The organism is Cobetia sp. D5, from assembly GCF_035666195.1.
Lineage (GTDB): Bacteria > Pseudomonadota > Gammaproteobacteria > Pseudomonadales > Halomonadaceae > Cobetia > Cobetia amphilecti.
Window position 1 is genome coordinate 4,099,606 of record NZ_CP142020.1, and the last position, 22,893, is coordinate 4,122,498.

A 22,893-nucleotide genomic window follows, 5' to 3' on the forward strand; every position below is an offset into this window, starting at 1 on the left:
CCCAGCTCACGGCCTGAGCGTCATGACATCTTCTGGCGCACCCCGGCCGGCACATAGATGCGTGCAGAGGCGGCATCTCCCAGCCAGTACCCCGAGAAGACGCCATAAAGCCCTGCCGCCATCAGCCCGCCGATGAACAGCGTGAAGTGGGTGATGTCGCCCAGCGGCAGGAAGCTGATGATCAGCGTCACCGCCGAGGAGACCAGCAGCGCCTTGACCGCCGCGACGTTGACGCCCTTCTCGAAGAAGTACTCGCCTTCCGCGCTGTCGGTGAACAGCGCCTTGGTGTTGATGCCGCCCTTGTTGACCAGATAGTGGTCAAACAGGATCACGCCATACACCGGGCCGATGGCTGCGGCGAGGATGCCCACGGTGTACTGGATGATCTCCGGGTTGTTGAACAGATTCCACGGCGTGATGAAGATGGAGCCGACGGCGGCGAGCATGCCGCCCATGCGCCAGCTGATGCGTGACGGTGCCACATTGGAGAAGTCGAACGCCGGGGACACGAAGTTGGCCACGATGTTGATGCCGATGGTCGCCAGCACCAGGGTCAGGATGCCCAGCGCTGCCGCGACGCCATTGTCGATGCGGGCGACGGTCTCCATCGGGTCATGCAGCATCTCGCCGAAGATGGGCTGCGTGCCGGACACCACCACCACGGTGATGACGGCAAACAGCAGGAAGTTGACCGGCAGGCCCCAGAAATTGCCGCGCTTCACATCCCCGGGGGTAGCGCAGTAGCGCGAGAAGTCCCCGAAGTTGAGCGTCGGCCCCGCGAAGTAGCCCGCCACCAGCGCCGCGGCGATCACCATCTGCCACAGGGCGTCGCTGCCAGAGAGCGTCTTGCTGCCCAGCGTGAAGCTGATGTTGTCCCAGCCGGCCTGCCAGACGATCCAGCCCGCCAGCGCGAACATCACCACATAGACGGCTGGCCCGGCGAAATCGATGAAGCGGCGCACCGCATTCATGCCCCACCAGAACACCAGCGCCTGCAGCACCCACATGAACAGGAAGCAGTACCAGCCCAGCTGCGAGAGCCCGAACAGCTGGGTCTCGGTCAGCCCTTCCAGCGACGGCACATAGCGCAGCAGCACCAGCATCAAGGCATGCGCCGCCAGATACGTCTGGATGCCGTACCACACCACCGCGATCAGCCCGCGGATGATCGCCGGAATGTTGGCACCATAGATGCCGAAGGACTGACGGCAGACCACCGGGAAGGGCACTCCCGTCTGCTGGCTGGGCCGCGAGATCAGATTGGCGAACACCTGCACCACCAGAATGCCAACGAGCATCGAGACCAGAATCTGCCAGCTGGCCAGCCCCAGGGTGAACAGACTGGCGGCAAAGACGTAGCCACCGACGCTGTGCACATCGGACATCCAGAACGAGAAGATGTTGTACCAGTTCCAGTTCTGCTCGCAGGGGGCGAGGTCCTCATTGATGAGCCGCTTGCTCGCGTTGCTCAGATCAGGGGGAGTCTGGGGTGTCATTGTTGTCTCCAGAGGGGCTTGTGGGCCATGGGCCAGTCACGAGGCGTCATGCCTCGCCATACCCTCCCCTTATCAACAAGCGTGCCAGTGAAACACTTGTTGCGGATTTTCAAACTCCAAGCGTTTTCCCCAAGGCCCGATCTGCGTGACACCCCTGCCAGCAACGTCATGTGCGTGGCAACTCCTGAGACATCAGGCACCATCAACTTCCGCTGTATTAGCCATATGCACCACAGCAGCGCACCGCCAATGAAACGAACGTTGCGCCAGCAGGTGTTACCGGACTGGCACGGATGCTGCTCGTGTTTTGTGTGCTCCGCTCGCACGGCCCTGCATCCGGCGCGCGCCGTCACGCGAAAGTCCATCACGAGCCCACCATCATGAGAGAGCCCGCCATGTTGCGTCTCAAGGTCATCAATCCCAACACCAGCCAGGCGATGAGCCAGCAGATGGCGCACTCGCTGCAACGGCAGCTCGCCCGGGACGTCCACCTCGAGGTGCTGACTGCCGAGCATGGCGCCCCCAGCATCGAGACCGCCGTCGAGGAAGCCATGGCGGTGGTCGCGCTGCTGGCGCTGATCGCCCGTGATCGTGAGGGCCTGCTGGAGACCCCGCCCGCCGATGGCTATCTGCTGGCCTGCTTCGGTGACCCCGGCCTCGAGGCCGCCCGTGAACTGAGCCCCGTGCCGGTGATCGGCATCGCCCAGGCCGCCATGCACATGGCCACGCTGGCGGCTCCCTCCTTTGCTATCGTCACCAGCATGACCAGCACGCTGCCGATGTCCGAGCAGCTGCTGGAGCGCTATGCGATGCGCCCTCTGTGCAAGGCGCTGCTGGCATGCGACGTACCGGTGCTGGCGTTGTCCGAGGCGCGCACTCCCCCCGCGCCATTGCTGGTGAGCTGTGAACACGCCAGAGCCAGCGGTGCCGGCAGCATCGTGCTGGGCTGCGCTGCGATGGGGCCGCTGCGTGATGCCATCGCGTCAGAGATCGGCCTGCCGGTGGTCGACCCGCTGCTGGCGGGGCGCGACCTGCTGCTGACCCTGATGCGCCAGCCCGCTGTCGCTCGCGCGAAGCAAGCGGGTGAGGTGAAACCTCTCAGCGGTGTCTTTGCCCGGGGCCTGGCGGCCCTTTGACTCGCAGGCGAACTGCCCTTGGCTGGCGCCTCGCGACCGAAACGAAAACGCCCCCTCACTGCTGTCAGTGAAGGGGCGTTTGCTTTGGCCGACTCTGACTCAGTGCTTGTCGTTCGACTCTCCCGCGTGGCTGCGATCGCCGACCACCGCCATCACCAGCTTGCCGATGCTCAACCCCTGCACGAGGATCGAGAACAGCACGATGATGTAGGTGGTGACCACCAGCGGCTCGCGGAAGTCGCCTTCGGGAATCGCCAGTGCCAGCGCCACCGAGATGCCGCCGCGCAGGCCACCCCAGGTGAGCACGCGCGTGGTGCCGGGGCGGAAGGTGTACCAGCGGCGCAAGAGGCTCAGCGGAAGACCGATCAGCGCCAGGCGCGAGAGCAGGATCACCGCCACCAGCACCAGCGCGATGCCGATCGAGGTCAGCGTGATCGGCATCAGTACCAGTTCGAGGCCGATCAGCACGAACAGCACCGCGTTGAGAATCTCGTCGACCAGCTCCCAGAAGCCGTCCAGATAGCGGCGAGTGTTGTCGGACATGGCGCCATCACGCGCCATGTTGCCGATGATCAGCCCCGCCACCACCATCGCGATGGGGCCGGAGACATGCAGCGCCGAGGCCAGCGCATAGCCGCCCAGCACCAGCGCCAGACTCAGCATCACCTCGACCTGATACTGGTCGATGCTGCGCATCAGCTGGTAGACCAGCGCGCCCAGCGCCAGCCCGAGCAGGATGCCGCCGCCGGCTTCCTCGAGGAACAAGAGCCCCATGTGGCCGAGCTCGACCTCGCCGCTGCCGGCCGACGCCGCACTCAGCAGCGCGGTGAACAGCACCACCGCCACGCCATCATTGAACAGTGATTCGCCGACGATGCGGATCTCCATGTCGGCAGGCGCGCCGGCACTGCGCATGATGCCGAGCACGGCGATCGGGTCAGTGGGCGAGATCAGCGCACCGAACACCAGGCAATACAGGTAGGGCACCTCGATACCGGCCCACTGGAACAGCCACCAGGCGGCGGAGCCGATCACCAGCGTCGAGATCAGCACGCCCAGCGTGGCCAGCAGGCCGATGGAGCGCCGATAGGCCTTGAGGCGCGAGAGGTCCACGTGCAGCGCGCCGGCGAACAGCAGGAAGGACAGCATGCCGTCCATCAGCAGGCTGTTGAAATTGATGCGCCCCAGCCAGTCTTCCGCGGTATCGGCCACGACGGTGGTCACCGCGAAGTGATCGAGCCCGATCACGCCCAGCGACAGCACCAGGCCGATGGCCATCACGCCGATGGTCGGCGGCAGGCGCAGGACGCGATGATTGAACCACATGCACACGGCAGTGATGGTGATGAACAGTGCAGCGAGATTGAGCATCCGAAAACGGTCCTTTGCAGTGGCGCCGATACCCCTGATGGCATGACGTCCTTGTCATTCTTTCCAGTTCTTCTGTCGCGTGAGCGGCCGCGTGGCTGTCTGAGCTGAGCGTGACTGTCCAGAGCGGCTCATGGCTACCAGAACGGAGCGCGGCTACCAGAGATCGCCGTGGCGTTCACGGTGGCAGAGATAGAAACGCAGCTCGAACTCACGTTGATGATACTCCGGCTGCATGTGACAGCAGAGCCGGTAGAACGCCTTGTCGTGGGCCTTCTCGCGCAGATGCGCCAGTTCATGCACCACGATCATGTTGAGCAGTGGCTCCGGCAGGCGACGGAACAGCGACGAGATACGGATCTCGTTCTTGGCCTTGAGCTTGTTGCCCTGCACCCGCGACACGAAGGTGTGCAGCCCCAGGGCGTTGTCGATGACGTGAATCCGGTCGTCGTAGATCACCTTGCTGATCGGCGCCGAGCTGCGCAGATACCGATTCTTCAGCGCCATGGTGTAGTCATGCAGCGCCCGCGCCCCCTGCAGCTGATGAGGCTCGGGATACTTGCCGAGAAAGAAGGCTGCCGTCTTGCCCGACGCCAGCAGTTCACTCGCCTGCTGTTGGATTTCGGGGGCGTAGCCCTTGAGATAGCGTAGATCAGCCACTGGGCATCTCTCCTGTTGCTGTCCGAAGGAGGGCCAGAGACAAGAAAACCCGCCGAGGCGGGTTTTCTTGTCATGGCGCCGAAAGCGAGGGGCGAGACGTCCGCCACCTGCCAGGCCTGTCGAGCTGGCGAATTTACAGGCCAGCGGCAGCCTTGAGGCCAGCGGCACGATCGGTCTTTTCCCACGGGAAGGCGGTGAAGGTTTCGGTCTTCTGCTCGCCGCTCACGTCGGTCCAGCTGTAGCTGTGCTCGAACGGCTCACGACCGAAGTGGCCGTAGGCAGCGGTCAGCTGATACATCGGGTGCGCCAGGTCCAGCATGGTAGTGATGGCGTACGGACGCAGGTCGAAGTGCTCGCGCACCAGCTCGACGATCTTGGCATCGCTGATCTTGCCGGTGCCGAAGGTGTTGATCGAGACGGAGGTCGGCTCGGCGACACCGATGGCGTAGGAGACCTGGATCTCGCACTTGTCGGCCAGGCCGCTGGCGACGACGTTCTTGGCCACGTAGCGACCGGCATAGGCGGCGCTGCGGTCGACCTTGGACGGGTCCTTGCCGGAGAAGGCGCCACCACCGTGACGGGCCATGCCGCCGTAGGTGTCGACGATGATCTTGCGACCCGTCAGACCACAATCACCCACCGGGCCACCGATGACGAAGTTGCCGGTCGGGTTGATGTGGTATTCGGTGGTCTCGGACAGCCACTCGGCCGGCAGCACCTGCTCGATGATCTCGCGCTTGACCATCGCGCGCAGGTCTTCCTGGGACACTTCCGGGTCATGCTGGGTCGACAGCACGACGGCTTCGACGGCGACCGGCTTGCCGGCTTCGTCGTAGCGGAAGGTGACCTGGCTCTTCGCATCCGGACGCAGCCACGGCAGCATGCCGTTCTTGCGCAGTTCCGCCTGACGCTCCACCAGACGGTGGGCGTAGTGGATCGGCGCCGGCATGAAGGAGTCGGTCTCGTTGGTGGCGTAGCCGAACATCAGGCCCTGGTCGCCCGCGCCCTGATCTTCCGGCTTGGTGCGATCGACGCCCTGGGCGATATCGATGCTCTGCTTGCCGATCAGGTTGAGGACACCACAGGTCTCGCCGTCGAAGCCGACGTCGGAAGAGGTATAGCCGATATCGGTGATGACACGACGTACCAGCTCCTCGAGATCCACCCACGCGCTGGTGGAGATCTCACCGGCCACGATGGCAACGCCTGTCTTGACGAGCGTTTCGCACGCGACGCGTGCCTGCTTGTCGCGCGCGATGATGGCATCGAGCACGGCGTCGGAAATCTGGTCGGCAATCTTGTCCGGATGCCCTTCGGACACGGACTCGGATGTGAAGAGTGAGTATTCGCTCATTGGTCCTCGACCCTCTTTTCGGATGCGGGGATGATTCGGCCACTGACGGCAGACTGCGTTGACGACCGAGTAGAAACACGCTTGCGGCGCACGATGAAGCTCAACACGGGCGGTTGAGCCTCGGGGGGGCGAGTTTACACGCCACTTATGTGAGTTCCTAGCGCAATGGGGCCCGTGGGGCCGTCCAATCGAGACCTTTTTGCGACAAGCGCTGCACACAGGGTAATAAGCCGTTGCCACCTTTGGACGAGCGCACATCCCGGATGCGATTTGCCGCGCCCTGTCATCTCGGTGACAATACCCGCCCGGAGATCACGCTCGGACGCGAGTCCGCGCGTACAAGGTTCACGCGACGCACTGTCCTTTCCGGCGCACTGTTTCAGGCGCACAGTCCTGAAGGAGACCCAGGCAGCAGCATGCCCTGGCTCTCGGGATGCACTGAGCGTCCGGCGCAGCACGCCGTGATTCATTGCCCCACTCTTGACGCCCGCAGGCGAGGAGCTACTGCATGCCTTCCCGTTTTGACCTGGCCAACGCCATCCGTGCACTTTCCATGGACGCCGTTCAGAAGGCCAAGTCTGGCCACCCCGGCGCCCCCATGGGCATGGCCGACATCGCTGAAGTGCTCTGGAACGACCACCTCAAGCACAACCCGGCCAACCCGAACTGGGCCGATCGTGACCGCTTCGTGCTGTCCAACGGCCATGGCTCCATGCTGCTCTACTCCCTGTTGCACCTCTCGGGTTATCAGCTGAGCCTTGAAGACCTGCAGAACTTCCGCCAGCTGCACGCCAAGACCGCCGGTCACCCGGAATACGGCTACGCGCCGGGCATCGAGACCACCACCGGCCCGCTGGGTCAGGGTCTAGCCAATGCCGTCGGCATGGCGATCGCCGAGAAGACACTGGCGGCGCAGTTCAACCGTCCGGGTCACACCGTCGTCGACCACACCACCTGGTGCTTCCTGGGTGACGGTTGCATGATGGAAGGCATCTCCCACGAGGTCGGCTCGCTGGCCGGCACCCTGGGTCTGGGCAAGCTGATCGCCCTGTATGACGACAACGGCATCTCCATCGATGGCGAAGTCGAAGGCTGGTTCACCGATGACACCGCCAAGCGTTTCGAGTCCTACGGCTGGCACGTCGTCTCCAACGTCGACGGCCACAAGCCGGAAGAGATCAACGCTGCCATCGCCCTGGCCAAGAGCCACGACGACAAGCCGAGTCTGATCATCTGCAAGACCGTGATCGGCTTCGGCTCCCCGAACAAGGAAGGCACCGAGTCCTGCCACGGCGCACCGCTGGGTGACGACGAAGTCGCTGCCACCCGCGAGAAGCTGGGCTGGACCCACGCACCCTTCCACGTTCCGGAAGACATCTATCAGGGCTGGGACGCCAGCGAGCGTGGCGCCAAGCTCGAGAGCGACTGGGATGCACGCTTCGCCCGTTACGCCGAAGCACACCCGGAACTGGCCGCCGAGTTCACCCGTCGTCTGGAAGGCAAGCTGCCGCACGCCCTGACCAGCGAGAAGATGATCGAGGATGCCCAGGCCGCCGGCGACAGCCCGGCCTCGCGCAAGGCGTCCTTCGAGTGCCTGAACCAGCTCGGCCCGCAGCTGCCGGAACTGCTCGGCGGCAGTGCCGACCTGGCCCCGTCCAACCTGACCTTCTGGAAGGGCGCCCAGGCGATCACCCGCGAAGACTTCAGCGGCAACTACCTGCACTACGGTGTGCGTGAATTCGGCATGGGCGCGATCATGAACGGCGCCGGTCTGCACGGCGGCTTCATCCCCTACGGCGCGACCTTCCTGATCTTCATGGAATACATGCGCAACGCCGTTCGCATGGCCGCCCTGATGGGTCAGCAGGCCGTCTACGTCTTCACCCACGACTCCATCGGTCTGGGCGAAGATGGCCCGACGCACCAGCCGATCGAACAGCTGACCAGCCTGCGCACCACGCCGAACCTGTCCACCTGGCGTCCGGCGGATGCCGTGGAAACCGCGGCGGCATGGGATGCAGCCATCAAGCGTCACTCCGGCCCGACCGCGCTGATCCTGTCGCGTCAGAACCTGCCGCACCAGAACCGTGACAAGGCCCAGCTGGCCAACATCAGCCGTGGCGGTTACGTGCTGAAGGACGCCGCCAACGGCCAGCCGGAAGTGATCCTGATCGCCACTGGCTCCGAAGTCGGCCTGGCGATGGATGCCGCCGCCGAGCTGGAAGCCGCCGGTCGCGCCGTGCGTGTCGTGTCCATGCCGGCCACCGACCTGTTCGATGCGCAGGACGCGGAATACCGCGAATCCGTGCTGCCGTCTTCCGTCACCGCACGCGTGGCGATCGAAGCCGGTCATCGTGACTACTGGTTCAAGTATGTCGGCCTGAACGGCGACATCATCGGCATGGAGACCTTCGGGGAATCCGCGCCGGCTGGCGACCTGTTCAAGCACTTCGGCTTCACGGTCGAGAACGTGGTCGAACGCGCCAACAAGCTGCTGGGCTGATCACCGCCTGACCCACCCCGTCGATGACGGAGTGGGATGCAGATCGACGCCGCCGCCTCCCGCTGGGAGCGGCGGCGTTTTCGTCTGTGCGACACTCGAGGAGCCCTCAAGCGTCACCGGCTGTCGCCTGTAGTCGACGTGGCTCACACGAGTCGCGGCTTGATGACACGATTCATCCTGCATGAGCGGTCATTCTCCGGCGATCATGCCCACGAAAGACAGCGCAGACGGCGACTACACAACCCCTCCAGTTGGGTAGTGTGACTACGTGTCCTTAGACGAAAAAAACCAGAAATCAGGCGCTTGCGCGCCTTTCGCTCCCTCCGCCCAGCAAAGCGATGCGCTACCATGGACCCCCTGAAAAACACTCGGAACTCAACATCCTTGAACCACCAACCGCCTCTGCCCACCGCCGACGCTCCCCAGGGAGACAAGGCGTCCCGACGCCAGGGAAACGCTCCCTTGCGAGTGGCCATCAATGGCTACGGACGCATCGGTCAGTGTGTGCTGAGAGCGCTGGTAGAACGTGAAGCACGCGGTGAGGCACTGCCGCTGGAAGTGGTCGCGATCAACGAGCTGTCAGATCTGGACACCATCACCTATCTGACCCGCTACGACACCACCCACGGCCGCTTCCCCGGCACGGTGGAACAGCGCGACGGCCAGCTGGTCGTCAACGGCCATGCGATCAACATCCTGTCCGAGGCCAATCCAGATTGCCTGCCCTGGCGGGCATTGGGGATTGACCTGGTGCTGGAGTGCTCCGGCAGCTTCAAGGACCGCGCCACCGCCGAGCGGCATCTGGCGGCAGGCGCCGGCCGGCTGCTGTTCTCCCAGCCCGGCGATACCGACGCCGATGTCGATGCCACCATCGTGTGCGGCATCAACCAGTCGGCGCTGGCCCCCGCCGAGGCGGGGCCGGCAGGCAGCGGCATGCGCATCGTCTCGGCGGCGTCGTGCACCACCAATTGCCTGATTCCGATTCTGACGGTGCTGGAAGAGGCCTTCGGGCTGGAGCGCGGCGTCACCACCACGGTGCACTCGGCGATGAACGACCAGCCGGTGATCGACGCCTACCACCAGACGGACCTGCGCCTGACGCGCTCGGCGATGAGTTCGATCGTGCCGGTGGACACCGGCCTGGCCAAGGGCATCAACCGCCTGATGCCGCACCTGGAAGGACGCTTCGAATGTCTGCACCTGCGCGTGCCGACCATCAACGTGTCCTGCATGGACATGTCCATCGAGGTGAAGCGTGACGTGAGCGCGGATGAGGTCAATGACCTGCTGCGCGAGGCCTGCGCCCAACGCCTGCAGGGCCTGATGGGATTGAGCGAGGAGCCGACGGCTTCCATCGACTTCAACCACGATCCGCGCTCGGGTATCGTGGATGCGACCCAGACCCGTGTTGCCGGCGGCCGGCTGATCAAGATGCTGTGCTGGTTCGACAACGAATGGGGCTTTGCCAATCGCATGCTGGACGTCGCCACCCATTGGCACGCCTGCGAGATGACAACGCCTCTGGCGAGGGAAGCTCTCTCCACCGATTCACGACCAAGGAACCCGTCATGAACGTGCAAACGATGACCGCCCTCGACCTGTCCGGAAAGCGTGTGCTGATCCGCGAAGATCTCAACGTGCCGATCCGCGACGGTCAGGTGACCAGCGACGCGCGCATCCGTGCCAGCCTGCCGACCATCAAGGCGGCACGCGACGCCGGCGCACGCGTGATGCTGATGAGTCATCTGGGCCGCCCCACCGAGGGTGAGCCGGAAGACCAGTTCTCGCTGGCACCGGTCGCGGCACATCTGGGCGAGCTGCTGGGCAGCCCGGTGCGCCTGATCAACGACTACCTCGACACGGCACCGGATGTCGCCGAAGGCGAGGTCGTGCTGCTGGAGAACGTGCGCTTCAACAAGGGCGAGAAGAAGGACGAGGAATCCCTGTCCCGCGCCTACGCCGCGCTGTGCGATGTCTACGTGATGGATGCCTTCGGCACCGCGCACCGTGCCCAGGCCTCGACCCATGGCGTGGCACGCTTCGCCCCGGACGCCTGCGCCGGCCCGCTGCTGGCCGCCGAGCTGGAAGCCCTCGAGAAGGCACTCGCCGCACCGCGTGCGCCGATGGTCGCCATCGTCGGCGGCTCCAAGGTCTCCACCAAGCTCGACGTGCTCAAGGCGCTGTCCGACAAGTGCCATCAGCTGATCGTCGGTGGCGGCATCGCCAACACCTTCATCGCGGCGGCCGGTTACAACGTCGGCAAGTCCCTCTACGAGGCTGACCTGCTCGATACCGCTCGCGCGCTGATGGACAAGGTCGAGATCCCGCTGCCGACCGACGTCGTCGTCGCCACCGAGTTCTCCGACAAGGCCGAAGCCGTCGTGCGCGCCGTCGCCGACGTCCAGGACGACGAGATGATCCTGGATATCGGTCCGGAGACCGCCTCGCGCTTCGGTGCGCTGCTCAAGGACGCCGGCACCATTCTGTGGAACGGCCCGGTCGGCGTGTTCGAGATCGAACAGTTCGCCAACGGCACCGAGCAGCTGGCGATGGCCATCGCCGAGAGCGACGCCTTCTCCATCGCCGGCGGTGGCGACACCCTGGCGGCCATCGACAAGTACGACGTCGAGTCGCGCGTCTCCTACATTTCTACCGGTGGCGGCGCCTTCCTCGAATACGTGGAAGGCAAGGTACTGCCGGCCGTTGCGGCATTGGAAGCCGCAGCAAGCTGAACCCGCCTGTGTCCTCATTGGCGCAGGCTTAGAGTCACGGCCACAAGGTCGCTCCCCGTCAGCTGACGGGGGGCACCCGACGCTTCTCCACTCGATTCCTCAAAAAGACAGGTGATGTCATGGCATTGATCAGCATGCGCCAGATGTTGGACCACGCAGCCGAGTACGGATACGGCATCCCGGCGTTCAACGTCAACAACCTCGAGCAGATGCGCGCCATCATGGAAGCCGCCGATCACACCGACTCTCCGGTGATCGTCCAGGCCTCCGCCGGCGCACGCAAATACGCGGGCGCGCCGTTCCTTCGCCACCTCATCCTGGCTGCGGTGGAAGAATTCCCGCATATCCCGGTGGTCATGCACCAGGATCACGGCACCTCGCCGGCAGTCTGCCAGCGCTCCATCCAGCTGGGCTTCAGCTCGGTGATGATGGACGGCTCGCTGGGCGAAGACGGCAAGACCCCGACCAGCTACGAATACAATGTCGATGTGACCCGTCGCACCGTCGAGATGGCCCACGCCTGTGGCGTGTCCGTCGAAGGCGAACTGGGTTGCCTCGGCTCGTTGGAAACCGGCATGGCCGGTGAAGAAGACGGCATCGGTGCCGAAGGCAAGCTGGACCACGACCAGATGCTGACCGACCCGGAAGAAGCCGCCGACTTCGTCAAGAAGACCCACGTCGATGCCCTGGCCATCGCCATCGGCACCTCCCATGGCGCCTACAAGTTCACCAAGCCGCCGACGGGTGACACCCTGTCCATCCAGCGCATCAAGGAAATCCACGCCCGCATCCCCGAGACTCACCTGGTGATGCACGGCTCTTCCTCCGTGCCGCAGGACTGGCTGGAAATCATCAACGAATACGGCGGCAAGATTCCGGAAACCTACGGTGTGCCGGTCGACGAGATCGTCGAAGGCATCAAGCACGGCGTGCGCAAGATCAACGTCGACACCGATCTGCGTCTGGCCTCTACCGGTTCCATCCGTCGCTTCATGGCGCAGAACCCGTCTGAATTCGACCCGCGCAAGTACCTGAAGGAATCCGTGAAGGCGATGCGCGACATCTGCATCGCCCGCTACGAAGCCTTCGGTGCCGCCGGTCATGGCAGCAAGATCGACCCGATCAACCTCGAAGCGATGTTCGAGCGTTACAACCGCGGCGAGCTGGACCCGAAGATCAACTGATCGGGCGACACCCGCCAAGGTCTCCCTGCCTGCCCGCACGCGAGCAGGCAGGGAATGAAGAGAAAGGCGACCCTTCGGGGTCGCCTTTTTTATGCGCCTCAGGGTGCCAGCCTCTCGCGCACGCAGGTATCCTTTCGAGATTCCGTTTGGCATTGATCATTCATCACCGTATCGCAGGAGACATCATGGCCTCGCTCAAGGATCAACTGTCCGGGCTTGTCTATTCCACCGAACATGGCGCAACCTGCCCTGAGTGTCGGCGTGCCGAAGCCGAGTGCGAATGTGCCGACCTCGCCGAGCGTGAGCGCCTGGCAAGCCTCGATGGCGTGGTGCGTATCCGTCGCGAGACCAGCGGTCGCAAGGGCAAGGGCGTGACCACCGTGAGCGGGATTCCGCTCGCCGAGAAGGAACTCAAGGCGCTGGCCAAGACTCTCAAGCAACGGTGCGGCACTGGCGGCAGCCTCAAGGATGGCATCGTGGAGATCCAGGGCGATCACCGCGAGACGCTCAAGGCTGAACTCACGCGGATGGGCTATACCGTCAAGCTGGCCGGTGGCTGAACGCCTGCTGCGCGCACCTTTGCCTTCCATCTCGCTGCACAAGGGATTTCCATGCTGAACTTCATCACGCCACGCCGGCCTTCGGCTCGCACGCTCTCGCTCTCTGGCCTGCTGCTGGCCACGCTCGGGCTGGGTGGCTGCATGACCGGCCCGGACTTCACGCAGCTGGAGGCGCGCGTGGTGCCACAGCAGGCCTTCACGGCACCGCCGGATGCGATGCTGGAAGTGCGCCTGGTGGATGTCTCCCGCGCCGACGCCGAGGCCGGACTGATTGCCAGTACCCGCTATGGCGGCCTGCGTGAAGGGCCTTTCCCGGTCAGCCTGCAGTACGACCGCAATGCCATCGAGGAAGGCCATCGCTATGCGCTGCAAGCCGATGTGCGCAGCGAGGGTCGCCTGTATTGGATCAATGACAGCGCGGTGCCGGTGCTGGGTGACGCCAGCACCTCACAGGGCGAGGTCGAGATCCCGCTCACGCCGCTGCCGCGTGCGCTGGGCCACTGATGGCGCGCTCGCCCGGCCCGATCAGTACGTTCGACTTGACCAGTACGCTCGACTTGACCAGTAGGCCCGTCTCTCACCGATAGGACACCCCAATGGATTGGCTGGAATACCTGTTACCTGTCTTCTTCCTTACCCCACTGGGTGCCATCGCGCTGGTGGTGCTGGGCATGCGCGGCCTGCATGAGCGGCGCATCCAGTCGCCGCTGACCCGCCGCCAGCTGCGTGAACCGGGCCAGAGCCTGCGTGACCGTCTCGACGAGGCCTTCCAGGCGCTGTTTCTCGACGGGGCGCTCGGGCCGCTCATCACCTTGAGTCCGCTGGTCTACGGCATGGGGCGCATGGTGTTCGGCGAAGAGCAGAACTGGCTGGAATGGGCCGCCTACGGTCTGGCCTGTGCACTGCTGGTGCTGGTGTTCGCGCTGCGCCTGACGCGTCACTTCCAGCGTATCCGCAAGCTCAAGCTGGGGCTAGCCTGCGAGCTGTCCATCGGTCAGGAGCTCGACCAGCTCATCCGCCCGGAACAGCTGACCAGCATGGTCTATCACGACGTGCCGGCCGATGGCTTCCATATCGATCATCTGGTGGTCACCCCCGCCGGCGCCTATGCCATTCGCACCAAGGCGCGCTCGCGGCCGCTGGATGCGCTGGGCGCACTCAAGGATGAGGTCAAGCTCAAGGATGGTCGCCTGTACTTCCCGGGCTATCGCGAGCGCAAACCGCTGCGCGAGACACGTACCGCACGCGACTGGACGGCCGCCTGGCTGAAGCGTGAATGCGGTGTCGACGTGCCGGTGCAGGGGCTGCTGGCGCTGCCGGGCTGGCAGATCGTGCGCGAGGGGACCCAGCGCGAGAATGACCCCGAAGTCGTCAATGGCGAGGGCCTGGCCGAGTGGCTGAGCACCCATTGCATGGCTCCCGAAGAGGGTTGCCCGACCCTGGATGACGCCCTAAAGCAGCGCATCAACGAGGCGATTCTTGACCGCGTTCAGGCCGAGCGCCTCGCCACCAGTTGATCCTCCGCCATGCTCCGGCCCCTCGGAGCATGGCAGCGCCAGACAAAGGCTTGCCAAGGCGCCCCGCCCGGCGTTAAATACGCGCCGGTCCAGCCTTGGCAACCTTATCGCGCTATCGCAATGATGGCGCTCTTGGCGACATATCCCGCATGAAACTCATCACCTTCGACGCTTTTCGTACCCTCGGCATTCCCGGTGTTCGTTATATCAAGCCGGAGCGCATGCTGGATCACCTCGACGAGATCCGCGCCGCCGATATCCTGCTGTTTCCCGAATACTGGCAGATCACCACCCTGGTCTACGGCCTCGGCAAACGCATCTTCCCCAGCCTGCCCAGCTACGCGATCGGCCACGACAAGGTCGAGCAGACACGCGTCTTTCAGGCCATCTGCCCGGACAACGTGCCACCGACCGAGATTCGCGGCGCCAGCCGTCAGGCAATCGACGATATCGAGGCGCGCTTCGGCTATCCGCTGATCGTCAAGGAAGTCAAAAGCTCGATGGGCGTCGGCGTGAAGCTGATCCAGTCGCGTGGCGAACTGGAAGCACATGCGGCGGAGCATCCGGTGCTGTATGCCCAGCCGCGCCTGGAGATCGACCGCGACCTGCGCATCGTGGTGGTGGGTGGCGAAGTCATCACCGCCTACTGGCGCGTCACGCCGCTGGGCGGCTATCGCTCCAATGTCAGTCAGGGCGGCGAGACGGCCTACGACAATATCCCGGCGCCCGCCATCGCCCTGGCCCTGCACCTGGCCGAGGCACTGAGTGTCGATCATGCCGGCTTCGATATCGCGATGGTCGATGGCCATCCGCTCGTGTTCGAGTTCAACCGCCTGTTCGGCAATCAGGGCATCCCGGACAGCTCGCGGCGCATCGGTGCCGCCATCCTCCGCCATCTGGCGCTCGACAGCAGCGACAACGACCCGACGCCACCGCTACTGACGCCGCGCCGAGTGCGCCGCGCGACACTCGAGGAAACCGGCTGACGCCTTGCGGGCCAGTCATCACGCTACGTCCTTGCCTGCCCTGAACGACAAGACGCCGCCCAATGAGCGGCGTCTTGTCGTCTGGCACTGGCCGTTCAACCGGCCGGCCGGCTCATCTCCTCACAGGCGTGAGGGGCGGCTGTGCGGATCGCCTTCGATATGATCCTTGGGCGGGTCCTGCCGCGGTTTGCCTGCTGCCGGCACGTCCTCGTCGGGTATTTCCCAAGTGCCGTCTTCGGTCCAGGGGTCGTCTGCCGGGAACTCCTCGATGTTGATTTCCTTGACCGTGTAATCCGGCTGGTAGCGCAGGTCATAGTGCGCGGCACGCACGATGGAGATACACAGCATCAAGGCCACTGCCAATAGCGGCACACCCCCGATGATGGAGGCCGTCTGCAGGGTCTCCAGCCCGCCGATGAACATCAGCACGATGGGCATGAACGACAGGGCGAAGGCCCAGAACAGGCGGTTCCAGCGCATCGGCTCTTCATCGACTTCCTTCTGGACCACAGCGGCCAGAATGTAGGAGATGGAGTCGAAGGTGGTCGCGGTGAAGATCAGCGCCAGCAGCGTGAAGGCGAAGATCACCACGTAGTCCAGCGGCAGCGTGTGCAGCATCGCGAAGATGGCTGCGGTCGGGCTCTGGTCATTGAGAATGGTGACCACGTCCAGCTCACCGGACAGCTGCAGGTAGAGGCCGTAGTTGCCCATCACCATGAAGAACAGGAAGCAGCCCATGGTGCCGAAGAACATCGAACCGGCGACCATGGCGCGGATGGTGCGGCCCCGCGAGATACGCGCGATGAACAGCCCCACGCTGGGCGCGAACACCAGCCACCAGGCCCAGTAGAAGATGGTCCAGTCCTGCGGGAAGTGCGTGTCCTCGAAGCCCTTGAACTCGGCGAACGGTTCAAGCCAGGTGGCCATGTGGATCAGATTGCTCATCACGCGGCCCAGCGCATCCAGCCCGGTATTGGCCATGAACAGGGTCGGCCCCGCGATGAAGATGAACAGCAACAGGCCGACCGCCAGCCAGAAGTTGATGTCTGACAGCAGCTTGATGCCCTTCTTGAGGCCCACGTAGGCGCTGTAGCCGAACAGGGCGGTACACACCAGCAGCACCACGATCTGCGTGGTCAGCGACTTGGGCACCCCGAACAGCTCGTGCACCCCCTCGTTGATCATCGGTGCCGCCAGACCCAGGGTGGTCGCACCGCCGCCCAGCATGCCGAAGATGAAGCTGATATCGATCAGCTTGCCCAGCCAGCCATGCGCCAGCTTTTCACCCAGCACCGGCATCAGCGCCTCGGAAATCTTCAGCACGCTGTGGTGACGCACATAGTAGAAGTAGGCGATCGGCACGGCGGGAATCAGGTAGATCGCCCATGCCAGCGGGCCCCAGTGGAAGATGCCGTAGGCCGCGGCCCATTCCGCTGCCTCCGGTGTCTGGCCTTCCACATGGAACGGGGGCGACTGGTAGTAGTAGACCCACTCGATCATCGACCAGTACAGGATGGAGGCCCCGATACCGGCACAGAACAGCATCGCCGCCCATGAGACGATGGAGAATTCGGGCTTCTCCTCGGCATCACCGAGCTTTATCTGACCGATATCGCTGAAGATGATGTAGATCATGAAGCCGCCGGCCCCCACGCCAAGCAGCAGATAGAGCACACCGAGCTTGCTGGTGACGAAGTTCTTGGCCGCCGATACCCACATCGCGCCCTGCTCGGGGAAGATGACCAGGGGCAGCGTCACTGCCAACAGCAGGAAGATCGAGCCGAAGAAGGTCGGCTTGTCGATCATGTCGAAGGGCTTTTCCGGCCGATCCCCCGCCGCCCTGGCGGATACCTTTCGGGTTTCCTTGCTCATATATAAGCCTCATTTATCGTTATTGCTATACATGATAACAGCTTATCATGAGTGATTGCGATACACGCATCCCCACTGCGTACAATCCTAGTACAACGATCCAAGCGGCTACGTAAAGTTAATTTAACGCAAGCCAGTCATTTATTAGCGCTTGGCAGGCCTTGGCGTTCAGGCCAAGAGAAGAGCTGGAAGCACGACGACAGGGCTGGCAGCGACAGGCAAATCAGCAGGGAAGACACAGCCAGAACAGGCGGCGCAGAGGTGGATAGCAGCAGGAGGGAAGGCCCATAGGGGTAAGACGCAGGCAAAGCGGCAGATGTCAGGCCGGAGAGCAGGCATCCACCAGGGAACGGCACTGCTGCCGTTCCCTGGTGGGAATAATCAGACTTGAGATGATCGAGCTGATGGCGCCTCGGGCTCAGTCGCCGCGCAGGCGCCCGCCCATCTCCTGGGCGAGGTCTACCGCGAAGTGGTCCGTCATGCCGCCGATGAAGTCGAGCATGCGCCGATAGCTGCGGTAGAGATCCCAGTCCTTGGTCGGCGTGTTCTCGCCGATCAATGCCAGCACACGTTGATGCTTGAAGCTGGAGCGCCCCTTGGTATGCAGCTCATGCGCAGCGCCGATGAAGGCCTCGAGCAGGATGCCCAGCGTGGTGTAGGCGCCGATCTCCAGCTTGGCCTTGCGCTCGTTGCGGAAGATCTTCTGGCGCGCCAGATTCTTGGCTTCCCGCACGCCCCAGCCGAGGTCGGGGTGGCACAGGTCGAGCAGGTCTTCACTGAGCGTGCCGGCCAGCAGTTCCGTCTCGCGCTGCACGAAAGCCTCGGCGACATCATTGACGGCACGCTCCATCGCCGCGCCTCTCAGTGCCGCCACCTTGCGCCGCTGGGAGGTGCCGCGGGCGACCATCTCCTGGTATTCGCGCGGCTCGCCACCGCTGATGCCGGTGAGAATCTCGAACACTTCCTCGAACTGCAGGATGCCCATCTCGAGGCCATCTTCCAGGTCCAGCAATGCATAGCAGATGTCATCGGCTGCCTCGACCAGCCACGCCAGCGGGTGACGGCACCAGCGGCCATCGGCCCGCGCCAGCAACCCGCAGCGCTCGGCGACCTGATCCAGCAGCACGCGCTCGCTCTGATAGCAGCCGAACTTGCCGCCGGCCGTGGCGTGCTCCACCGTCCACGGGTACTTGAGCAACGTGCCCAGCGTCGCTGCCGTCAGGCGCATGCCGCCATGGAACTGGTTGTATTCGATCTGAGTGACGATGCGAAAGCCCTGGGCATTGCCTTCGTAGGTGAGCAGGTCCTCGCGCTCGGCATCGCTCAGCCCGGCCAGCCGACCGTGATCACTGGCGGCCTCGGCGGCGAACCAGTCACGGATGGCGTACTCCCCCGCATGCCCGAAGGGCGGGTTGCCGATGTCATGCCCCAGGCAGCCGGTCTGGACGATGACGCCGAGATCCGACGGCGTGATCCAGTCGGGCAACTGCTCCTTGAGCTTCTCGCCGACCATCATGCCCAGCGAGCGACCGACGCAGCCGACCTCCAGCGAGTGGGTCAGCCGCGTGTGGATATGGTCGTTGTCGGTCAGCGGGTGGACCTGGGTCTTGCGCCCCAGGCGACGGAAGGAGCCCGCGAACACGATGCGATCGTGGTCCTTGTGGAAGGGAGTCCGCCCCATCTCACGCGATACGGTGCCCGGTGCGTCATGCAGGCGACTCGGTTCCAGCAGTCGCTCCCAGCTCATCGATGACATCAGGCAACTCCTTGGCAGGCGCCGAGCACTGGCGCCGGCGAGCAGATAACAGGTGAATGACGCGCATAAAAAAAGAGAACAGGGATTGTGGCACCCTGTTCTCCTTGTCTCCAGCCCGCTCAGGCCTTCCTCAGTCCTCGGCCAGCGCCGGCAGCAGCACCTTGAGCTTGCGGGTCAGGGTGTTGCGGCCCCAGCCCAGCAGCTCGGCGGCTTCACCCTTGCGACCACCGGTATGCTTGAGGGCCGTCTCGATCAGGATGCGCTCGAAATCGGGCACCGCCTCTTCCAGCAGATGGGTGTGGCCGGCGGCGAGTGCGCGGTCCGCCCACTCGCGGAAGGCACCACGCCAATCGCCGGAGGCCGCCTCGGTGCCACTGGCATCGCGCAGTTCCGGCGGCAGGTCCTCGATCATCACTTCACGCCCCGAGGCCATCACCGTCAGCCAGCGACAGGTGTTCTCGAGCTGGCGCACGTTGCCCGGCCAGTCGAAGCGCGTCAGGTGCTTCTCCGCGGCCTCCGTCAGCACCTTGGGCTCGGTCGAAAGCTCACGCGCGGCCTCGCCCAGGAAGTGGCTCATCAGGCGCGGAATGTCTTCACGGCGCTCCGACAGGCGCGGCAGATGCACGCGAATCACGTTGAGGCGGTGGAAGAGATCCTCACGGAAACGCCCATCCTCGACCAGCTTTTCCAGGTGCTGGTGCGTCGCGGCGATGATGCGCACGTCGACCTTGACCGGCGTGATGCCACCGACACGATAGAACTCGCCATCGGCCAGCACGCGCAGCAGGCGGGTCTGGGTCTCGGCGGGCATGTCACCGATCTCATCGAGGAACAGCGTGCCGCCATCGGCCTGCTCGAAGCGCCCGCGGCGCAGCGCCGTGGCGCCGGTGAAGGCGCCCTTCTCGTGGCCGAACAGCTCCGATTCCATCAGGTCCTTGGGAATCGCGGCCATGTTGAGCGCGATGAACGGCTTGGCGGCGCGCGGCGAGTGCTGATGCAGCGCCTGGGCCACGCGCTCCTTGCCGGTACCGGACTCGCCGTTGATCAAGACGGTGATATGCGACTGAGACAGGCGGCCGATGGCGCGAAAGACTTCCTGCATCGCCGGCGCTTCGCCGATGATTTCCTTGGTCAGCCCTTCCGGCACGGCGGCGGGCGCCTTGGATTCACGGGCATGTGCCACGGCGCGCCGTACCAGCGCCAGCGCTTCATCGACATCGAACGGCTTGGGCAGGTATTCGAAGGCGCCGCCCTGATAGGAGGCCACGGCGCTGTCGAGGTCGGAATGCGCCGTCATCACGATGACGGGCAGGTCCGGGTACTTCTCGCGCACGCGCGCCATCAGGTCCAAACCATCGGTTCCGGGCATGCGGATATCGGTGATCAGGACATCCGGGCACTGGCGCATGATGCTGGCTTCGGCCTGATCGGCACGCTCGAAGGTTTCCACCTCGAGGTCGGGTTGTGCCAGAGCGCGCTCCAGCACCCAGCGAATGGCACGGTCGTCATCGACGATACAGACGCGGGCAGTCTCGCTCATGTGTGATCTCCAGAAGTGCCGGCTAGCGGAATGAGTAATCGGAATTCGGTATGGCCGGGGCGCGAGTCACACTCGATCAGCCCCTGATGCTGGTGCAGGATGCCCTGGGCGATCGACAGCCCGAGCCCTGAGCCTTCGGCGCGCCCCGAGACCATCGGGTAGAACAGCGTCTCGCGCAGGCTCTCCGGAATGCCGGGGCCGTTGTCGATGATCGCCAGCTCGCAGACCAGCCGGTGGCGCTCATGGCCCAGCGTGAACTGCCGGCGAGCGCGGGTCCGCAGCGTGATCTCGTAGGGGGCGGCGTCAGGCTGCGGTGAATCGGGCTGTGGCTGCTCATTGAGGGCCTGGGTGGCGTTGCGCGCGATGTTGAGCACCGCCTGGATCAGCTGGCCTTCGTCGCCGATCACCTCCGGCAGGCTCGGGTCGTAGTCGGCGCTCAAGGTGATGGCGCTGCCTTCCGCCTGCAGCAAGGCCCGCACCCGCTCGGTCACCGCATGCACATTGACCGGTGCCTGCAACGGCGGCCGGTTCGGCCCGAGCATGCGATCGACCAGATCACGCAGGCGGTCCACCTCCTCGATGATGATGCGCGTGAACTCCACCATCTGCGGTTCGGGCAGGTCACGTTCGAGAAGCTGGGCAGCGCCACGAATGCCGCCGAGCGGATTCTTGACCTCATGCGCCAGACCACGCGTCAGCACCTTGACCGCCTCCTGGCGGGCGATCAGCGCTTCTTCGCGCGAGATCTGCATCAGGCGGTCACGCGGTTCTATCTCGACCAGCAGTTCATTGGCGCTGATGGGCGTCGCGGTGAAATCCACCGTCAGCGCTTCATTGGCCGCGTTGATGATCTCGGCCTCACGCTGGGTGTAGGGGTGCTGTTCCTCCAGCGCCTTGCGCAGCACATTGATCAGGGTGTCATCCAGCCCGGTCATGTTGTCGGGCGTACTGCCCTTCACACGCACCAGACTCACCGCCAGCAGCGTCTCCGCGGCGGGATTCATCCAGACCATCTGCAGCTGTGAGTCCAGCACCACCACGGCAGTGTTCAGGTGTTCGAGCAGTCGTTGATGCATGGGTTTGTTCGCCATCTGCAGTACGTCCCCCTGTTCTGCAATAACCGCGCCAGTCTGGTGCAGGCACCGAGAACACGGCGTCCGATGCTGTGCAACCATTTCTGGCCCCTCATATTGGCACCAAAATGGTGCAGGCGGAAAATCGCACTCGAACCCGCGTTGCCTCACTTCACCGCCAGGCGGCCCGACATCGACTGGCCCGGACACGAAAAAGCCGCCCGAAGGCGGCCTGTCAGCGAAGGAGAAACGCGCGAAGCAAAAGGCCGCCCAGACGCTGCTAGCCACCGCCAGCATTGGCAGGGTTGTTGGGGTTGCGAGGCAGATTGACGCTGGCGCGCTGCACATAGACCACCTTCGGCTCGCTGGTCTGGCGCACGCGGCCGGTGGAATCCAGCAGCTCCGCCTGGATGACATGCTTGCCACGCTCCAGCGCCGGCACCATGAAGACGGTGCTGTGCATGGCGGATTGAGACGGCGCGCCGTCCACGGTCACGCGCACCTTGTCTTCCGGGCGCAGCTTGGGCTCGATCCCCAGGCGCACCGCCAGATTGCCCGCCTGCCCGGTCTGCAGCGTCTCCTCGTTGGACGGGCTCTGGATGGTGAAGGTGGTATAGCCACGGAAGGCCACATCCACCGCAGGCGCCCGGGTGCGGGTGCTCTCGCTGGATGAGGAAGAAGTCACGCGCGACGGCGTGCTGCGCCGCGACGGCAGGGATTCCGTCGACGGCACCACGCTGAGCGGCGTCAGCTGCACCTTGCTGCCGCCCGCAGGCTGATCACTGAAGACCACGTTGCCGTTGGCATCGACGTGACGATAGACCTGGGCCGCCTGTAGATCGAACGACAGGCTCGACAGCATCAGCGTCGCTGCCAGCAGCAGGCACTGCAGTGGCTCGGGGCGCGCTGCTGGCAGTGCACGCGAGTCAGTCGCGGGGTTCGCGACGCGCAGGGAGGATACGAAGGGCCACATCCGAAGATTCCTGAAGAGAGTCATGGGAGGCCAGAAGCCGCAGGCAGCTCCAGCGGGTTGGGTCTATCGACAGGCGATCCTGCTGCCTGATGACAAGGCTAACAAGTTACAAAGCTTACCGCGTTGATGCCAGCATTTGGGGCCTTCGACAAGACGCCTGTGTGCATTGACTGTCACGCAAGG

At 64.2% G+C, this 22,893-nt stretch carries 18 protein-coding genes; 9 read left to right on the forward strand and 9 right to left on the reverse strand.

Translation table 11 applies throughout. The features are described 5' to 3' along the window. Positions 1-20: 20 nt before the first annotated feature. Positions 21-1,496, reverse strand: coding sequence for an NCS1 family nucleobase:cation symporter-1 (locus U0O11_RS17035; protein ID WP_324690852.1), 1,476 nt, complete (start codon positions 1,494-1,496; stop codon positions 21-23). Between the two features lie 380 nt (positions 1,497-1,876). On the opposite strand from U0O11_RS17035, the gene U0O11_RS17040 reads away from it, so the two are divergent. Beyond that, entirely contained in the window at positions 1,877-2,632 is a 756-nt protein-coding gene (locus U0O11_RS17040; RefSeq protein WP_216061195.1) for an aspartate/glutamate racemase family protein, read from the forward strand. 99 nt (positions 2,633-2,731) lie between these two features. On the opposite strand, the gene U0O11_RS17045 is transcribed toward U0O11_RS17040, so the two are convergent. The 3 genes from U0O11_RS17045 to metK all read right to left on the reverse strand — a co-directional run bounded on the left by U0O11_RS17045 (position 2,732) and on the right by metK (position 6,014). Beyond that, on the reverse strand, positions 2,732-4,003 hold the full coding sequence (locus tag U0O11_RS17045; RefSeq protein WP_324690855.1) for a cation:proton antiporter: 1,272 nt from the start codon (positions 4,001-4,003) through the stop codon (positions 2,732-2,734). Positions 4,004-4,156: 153 nt separating this feature from the next. Then, positions 4,157-4,660 carry a M48 metallopeptidase family protein gene (locus U0O11_RS17050; protein ID WP_324690856.1) on the reverse strand — a complete coding sequence of 168 codons (504 nt, stop codon included), beginning with the start codon at positions 4,658-4,660 and terminating at the stop codon, positions 4,157-4,159. 133 nt (positions 4,661-4,793) lie between these two features. Then, complete coding sequence (gene metK / locus U0O11_RS17055; protein WP_043335733.1) at positions 4,794-6,014, reverse strand: methionine adenosyltransferase; 1,221 nt, start codon at positions 6,012-6,014, stop codon at positions 4,794-4,796. Positions 6,015-6,522: 508 nt separating this feature from the next. On the opposite strand from metK, the gene tkt reads away from it, so the two are divergent. The 8 genes from tkt to U0O11_RS17095 all read left to right on the forward strand — a co-directional run bounded on the left by tkt (position 6,523) and on the right by U0O11_RS17095 (position 15,496). Further along, the gene (gene tkt / locus U0O11_RS17060) at positions 6,523-8,517 is read left to right on the forward strand and encodes a transketolase (RefSeq protein WP_043335737.1); all 1,995 of its coding nucleotides are present in this window, start codon (positions 6,523-6,525) and stop codon (positions 8,515-8,517) included. A gap of 462 nt (positions 8,518-8,979) precedes the next feature. Then, complete coding sequence (locus tag U0O11_RS17065; RefSeq protein WP_324690859.1) at positions 8,980-10,089, forward strand: type I glyceraldehyde-3-phosphate dehydrogenase; 1,110 nt, start codon at positions 8,980-8,982, stop codon at positions 10,087-10,089. After that, a complete protein-coding gene (locus tag U0O11_RS17070) occupies positions 10,086-11,249 on the forward strand; it encodes a phosphoglycerate kinase (protein WP_043335739.1) in 1,164 nt (387 codons plus the stop codon). The genes U0O11_RS17065 and U0O11_RS17070 overlap by 4 nt, the downstream gene beginning before the upstream one ends. A gap of 119 nt (positions 11,250-11,368) precedes the next feature. After that, the gene (gene fba / locus U0O11_RS17075; protein ID WP_043335741.1) at positions 11,369-12,433 is read left to right on the forward strand and encodes a class II fructose-bisphosphate aldolase; all 1,065 of its coding nucleotides are present in this window, start codon (positions 11,369-11,371) and stop codon (positions 12,431-12,433) included. Positions 12,434-12,618: 185 nt separating this feature from the next. Then, positions 12,619-12,993 carry a translation initiation factor Sui1 gene (locus U0O11_RS17080; RefSeq protein ID WP_043335744.1) on the forward strand — a complete coding sequence of 125 codons (375 nt, stop codon included), beginning with the start codon at positions 12,619-12,621 and terminating at the stop codon, positions 12,991-12,993. Between the two features lie 51 nt (positions 12,994-13,044). Then, positions 13,045-13,497: a YbaY family lipoprotein gene (locus U0O11_RS17085; protein WP_043335747.1), complete on the forward strand. Its 453-nt coding sequence runs from the start codon at positions 13,045-13,047 to the stop codon at positions 13,495-13,497. 92 nt (positions 13,498-13,589) lie between these two features. Next, complete coding sequence (locus U0O11_RS17090; protein WP_043335750.1) at positions 13,590-14,510, forward strand: nuclease-related domain-containing protein; 921 nt, start codon at positions 13,590-13,592, stop codon at positions 14,508-14,510. Between the two features lie 149 nt (positions 14,511-14,659). After that, positions 14,660-15,496 carry an ATP-grasp domain-containing protein gene (locus tag U0O11_RS17095; RefSeq protein WP_107335810.1) on the forward strand — a complete coding sequence of 279 codons (837 nt, stop codon included), beginning with the start codon at positions 14,660-14,662 and terminating at the stop codon, positions 15,494-15,496. A gap of 120 nt (positions 15,497-15,616) precedes the next feature. Here U0O11_RS17095 and U0O11_RS17100 read toward each other — a convergent pair whose 3' ends face one another. The 5 genes from U0O11_RS17100 to U0O11_RS17120 form a co-directional block, all read right to left on the reverse strand. Next, positions 15,617-17,368 (reverse strand): BCCT family transporter, encoded by a 1,752-nt coding sequence (locus U0O11_RS17100; RefSeq protein ID WP_043335751.1) that lies wholly within the window; start codon positions 17,366-17,368, stop codon positions 15,617-15,619. A gap of 418 nt (positions 17,369-17,786) precedes the next feature. Then, positions 17,787-19,124 carry a deoxyguanosinetriphosphate triphosphohydrolase gene (locus U0O11_RS17105; protein WP_043335753.1) on the reverse strand — a complete coding sequence of 446 codons (1,338 nt, stop codon included), beginning with the start codon at positions 19,122-19,124 and terminating at the stop codon, positions 17,787-17,789. Between the two features lie 130 nt (positions 19,125-19,254). Then, positions 19,255-20,664 (reverse strand): nitrogen regulation protein NR(I), encoded by a 1,410-nt coding sequence (gene ntrC / locus U0O11_RS17110; RefSeq protein ID WP_043335756.1) that lies wholly within the window; start codon positions 20,662-20,664, stop codon positions 19,255-19,257. After that, positions 20,661-21,755, reverse strand: a complete 1,095-nt coding sequence (gene glnL / locus U0O11_RS17115; RefSeq protein ID WP_264158090.1) for a nitrogen regulation protein NR(II) — start codon at positions 21,753-21,755, stop codon at positions 20,661-20,663. The genes ntrC and glnL overlap by 4 nt, the downstream gene beginning before the upstream one ends. Positions 21,756-22,017: 262 nt before the next feature. Beyond that, positions 22,018-22,710, reverse strand: coding sequence for a DUF4124 domain-containing protein (locus U0O11_RS17120; RefSeq protein WP_324690865.1), 693 nt, complete (start codon positions 22,708-22,710; stop codon positions 22,018-22,020). Between the last annotated feature and the right edge of the window lie 183 nt (positions 22,711-22,893).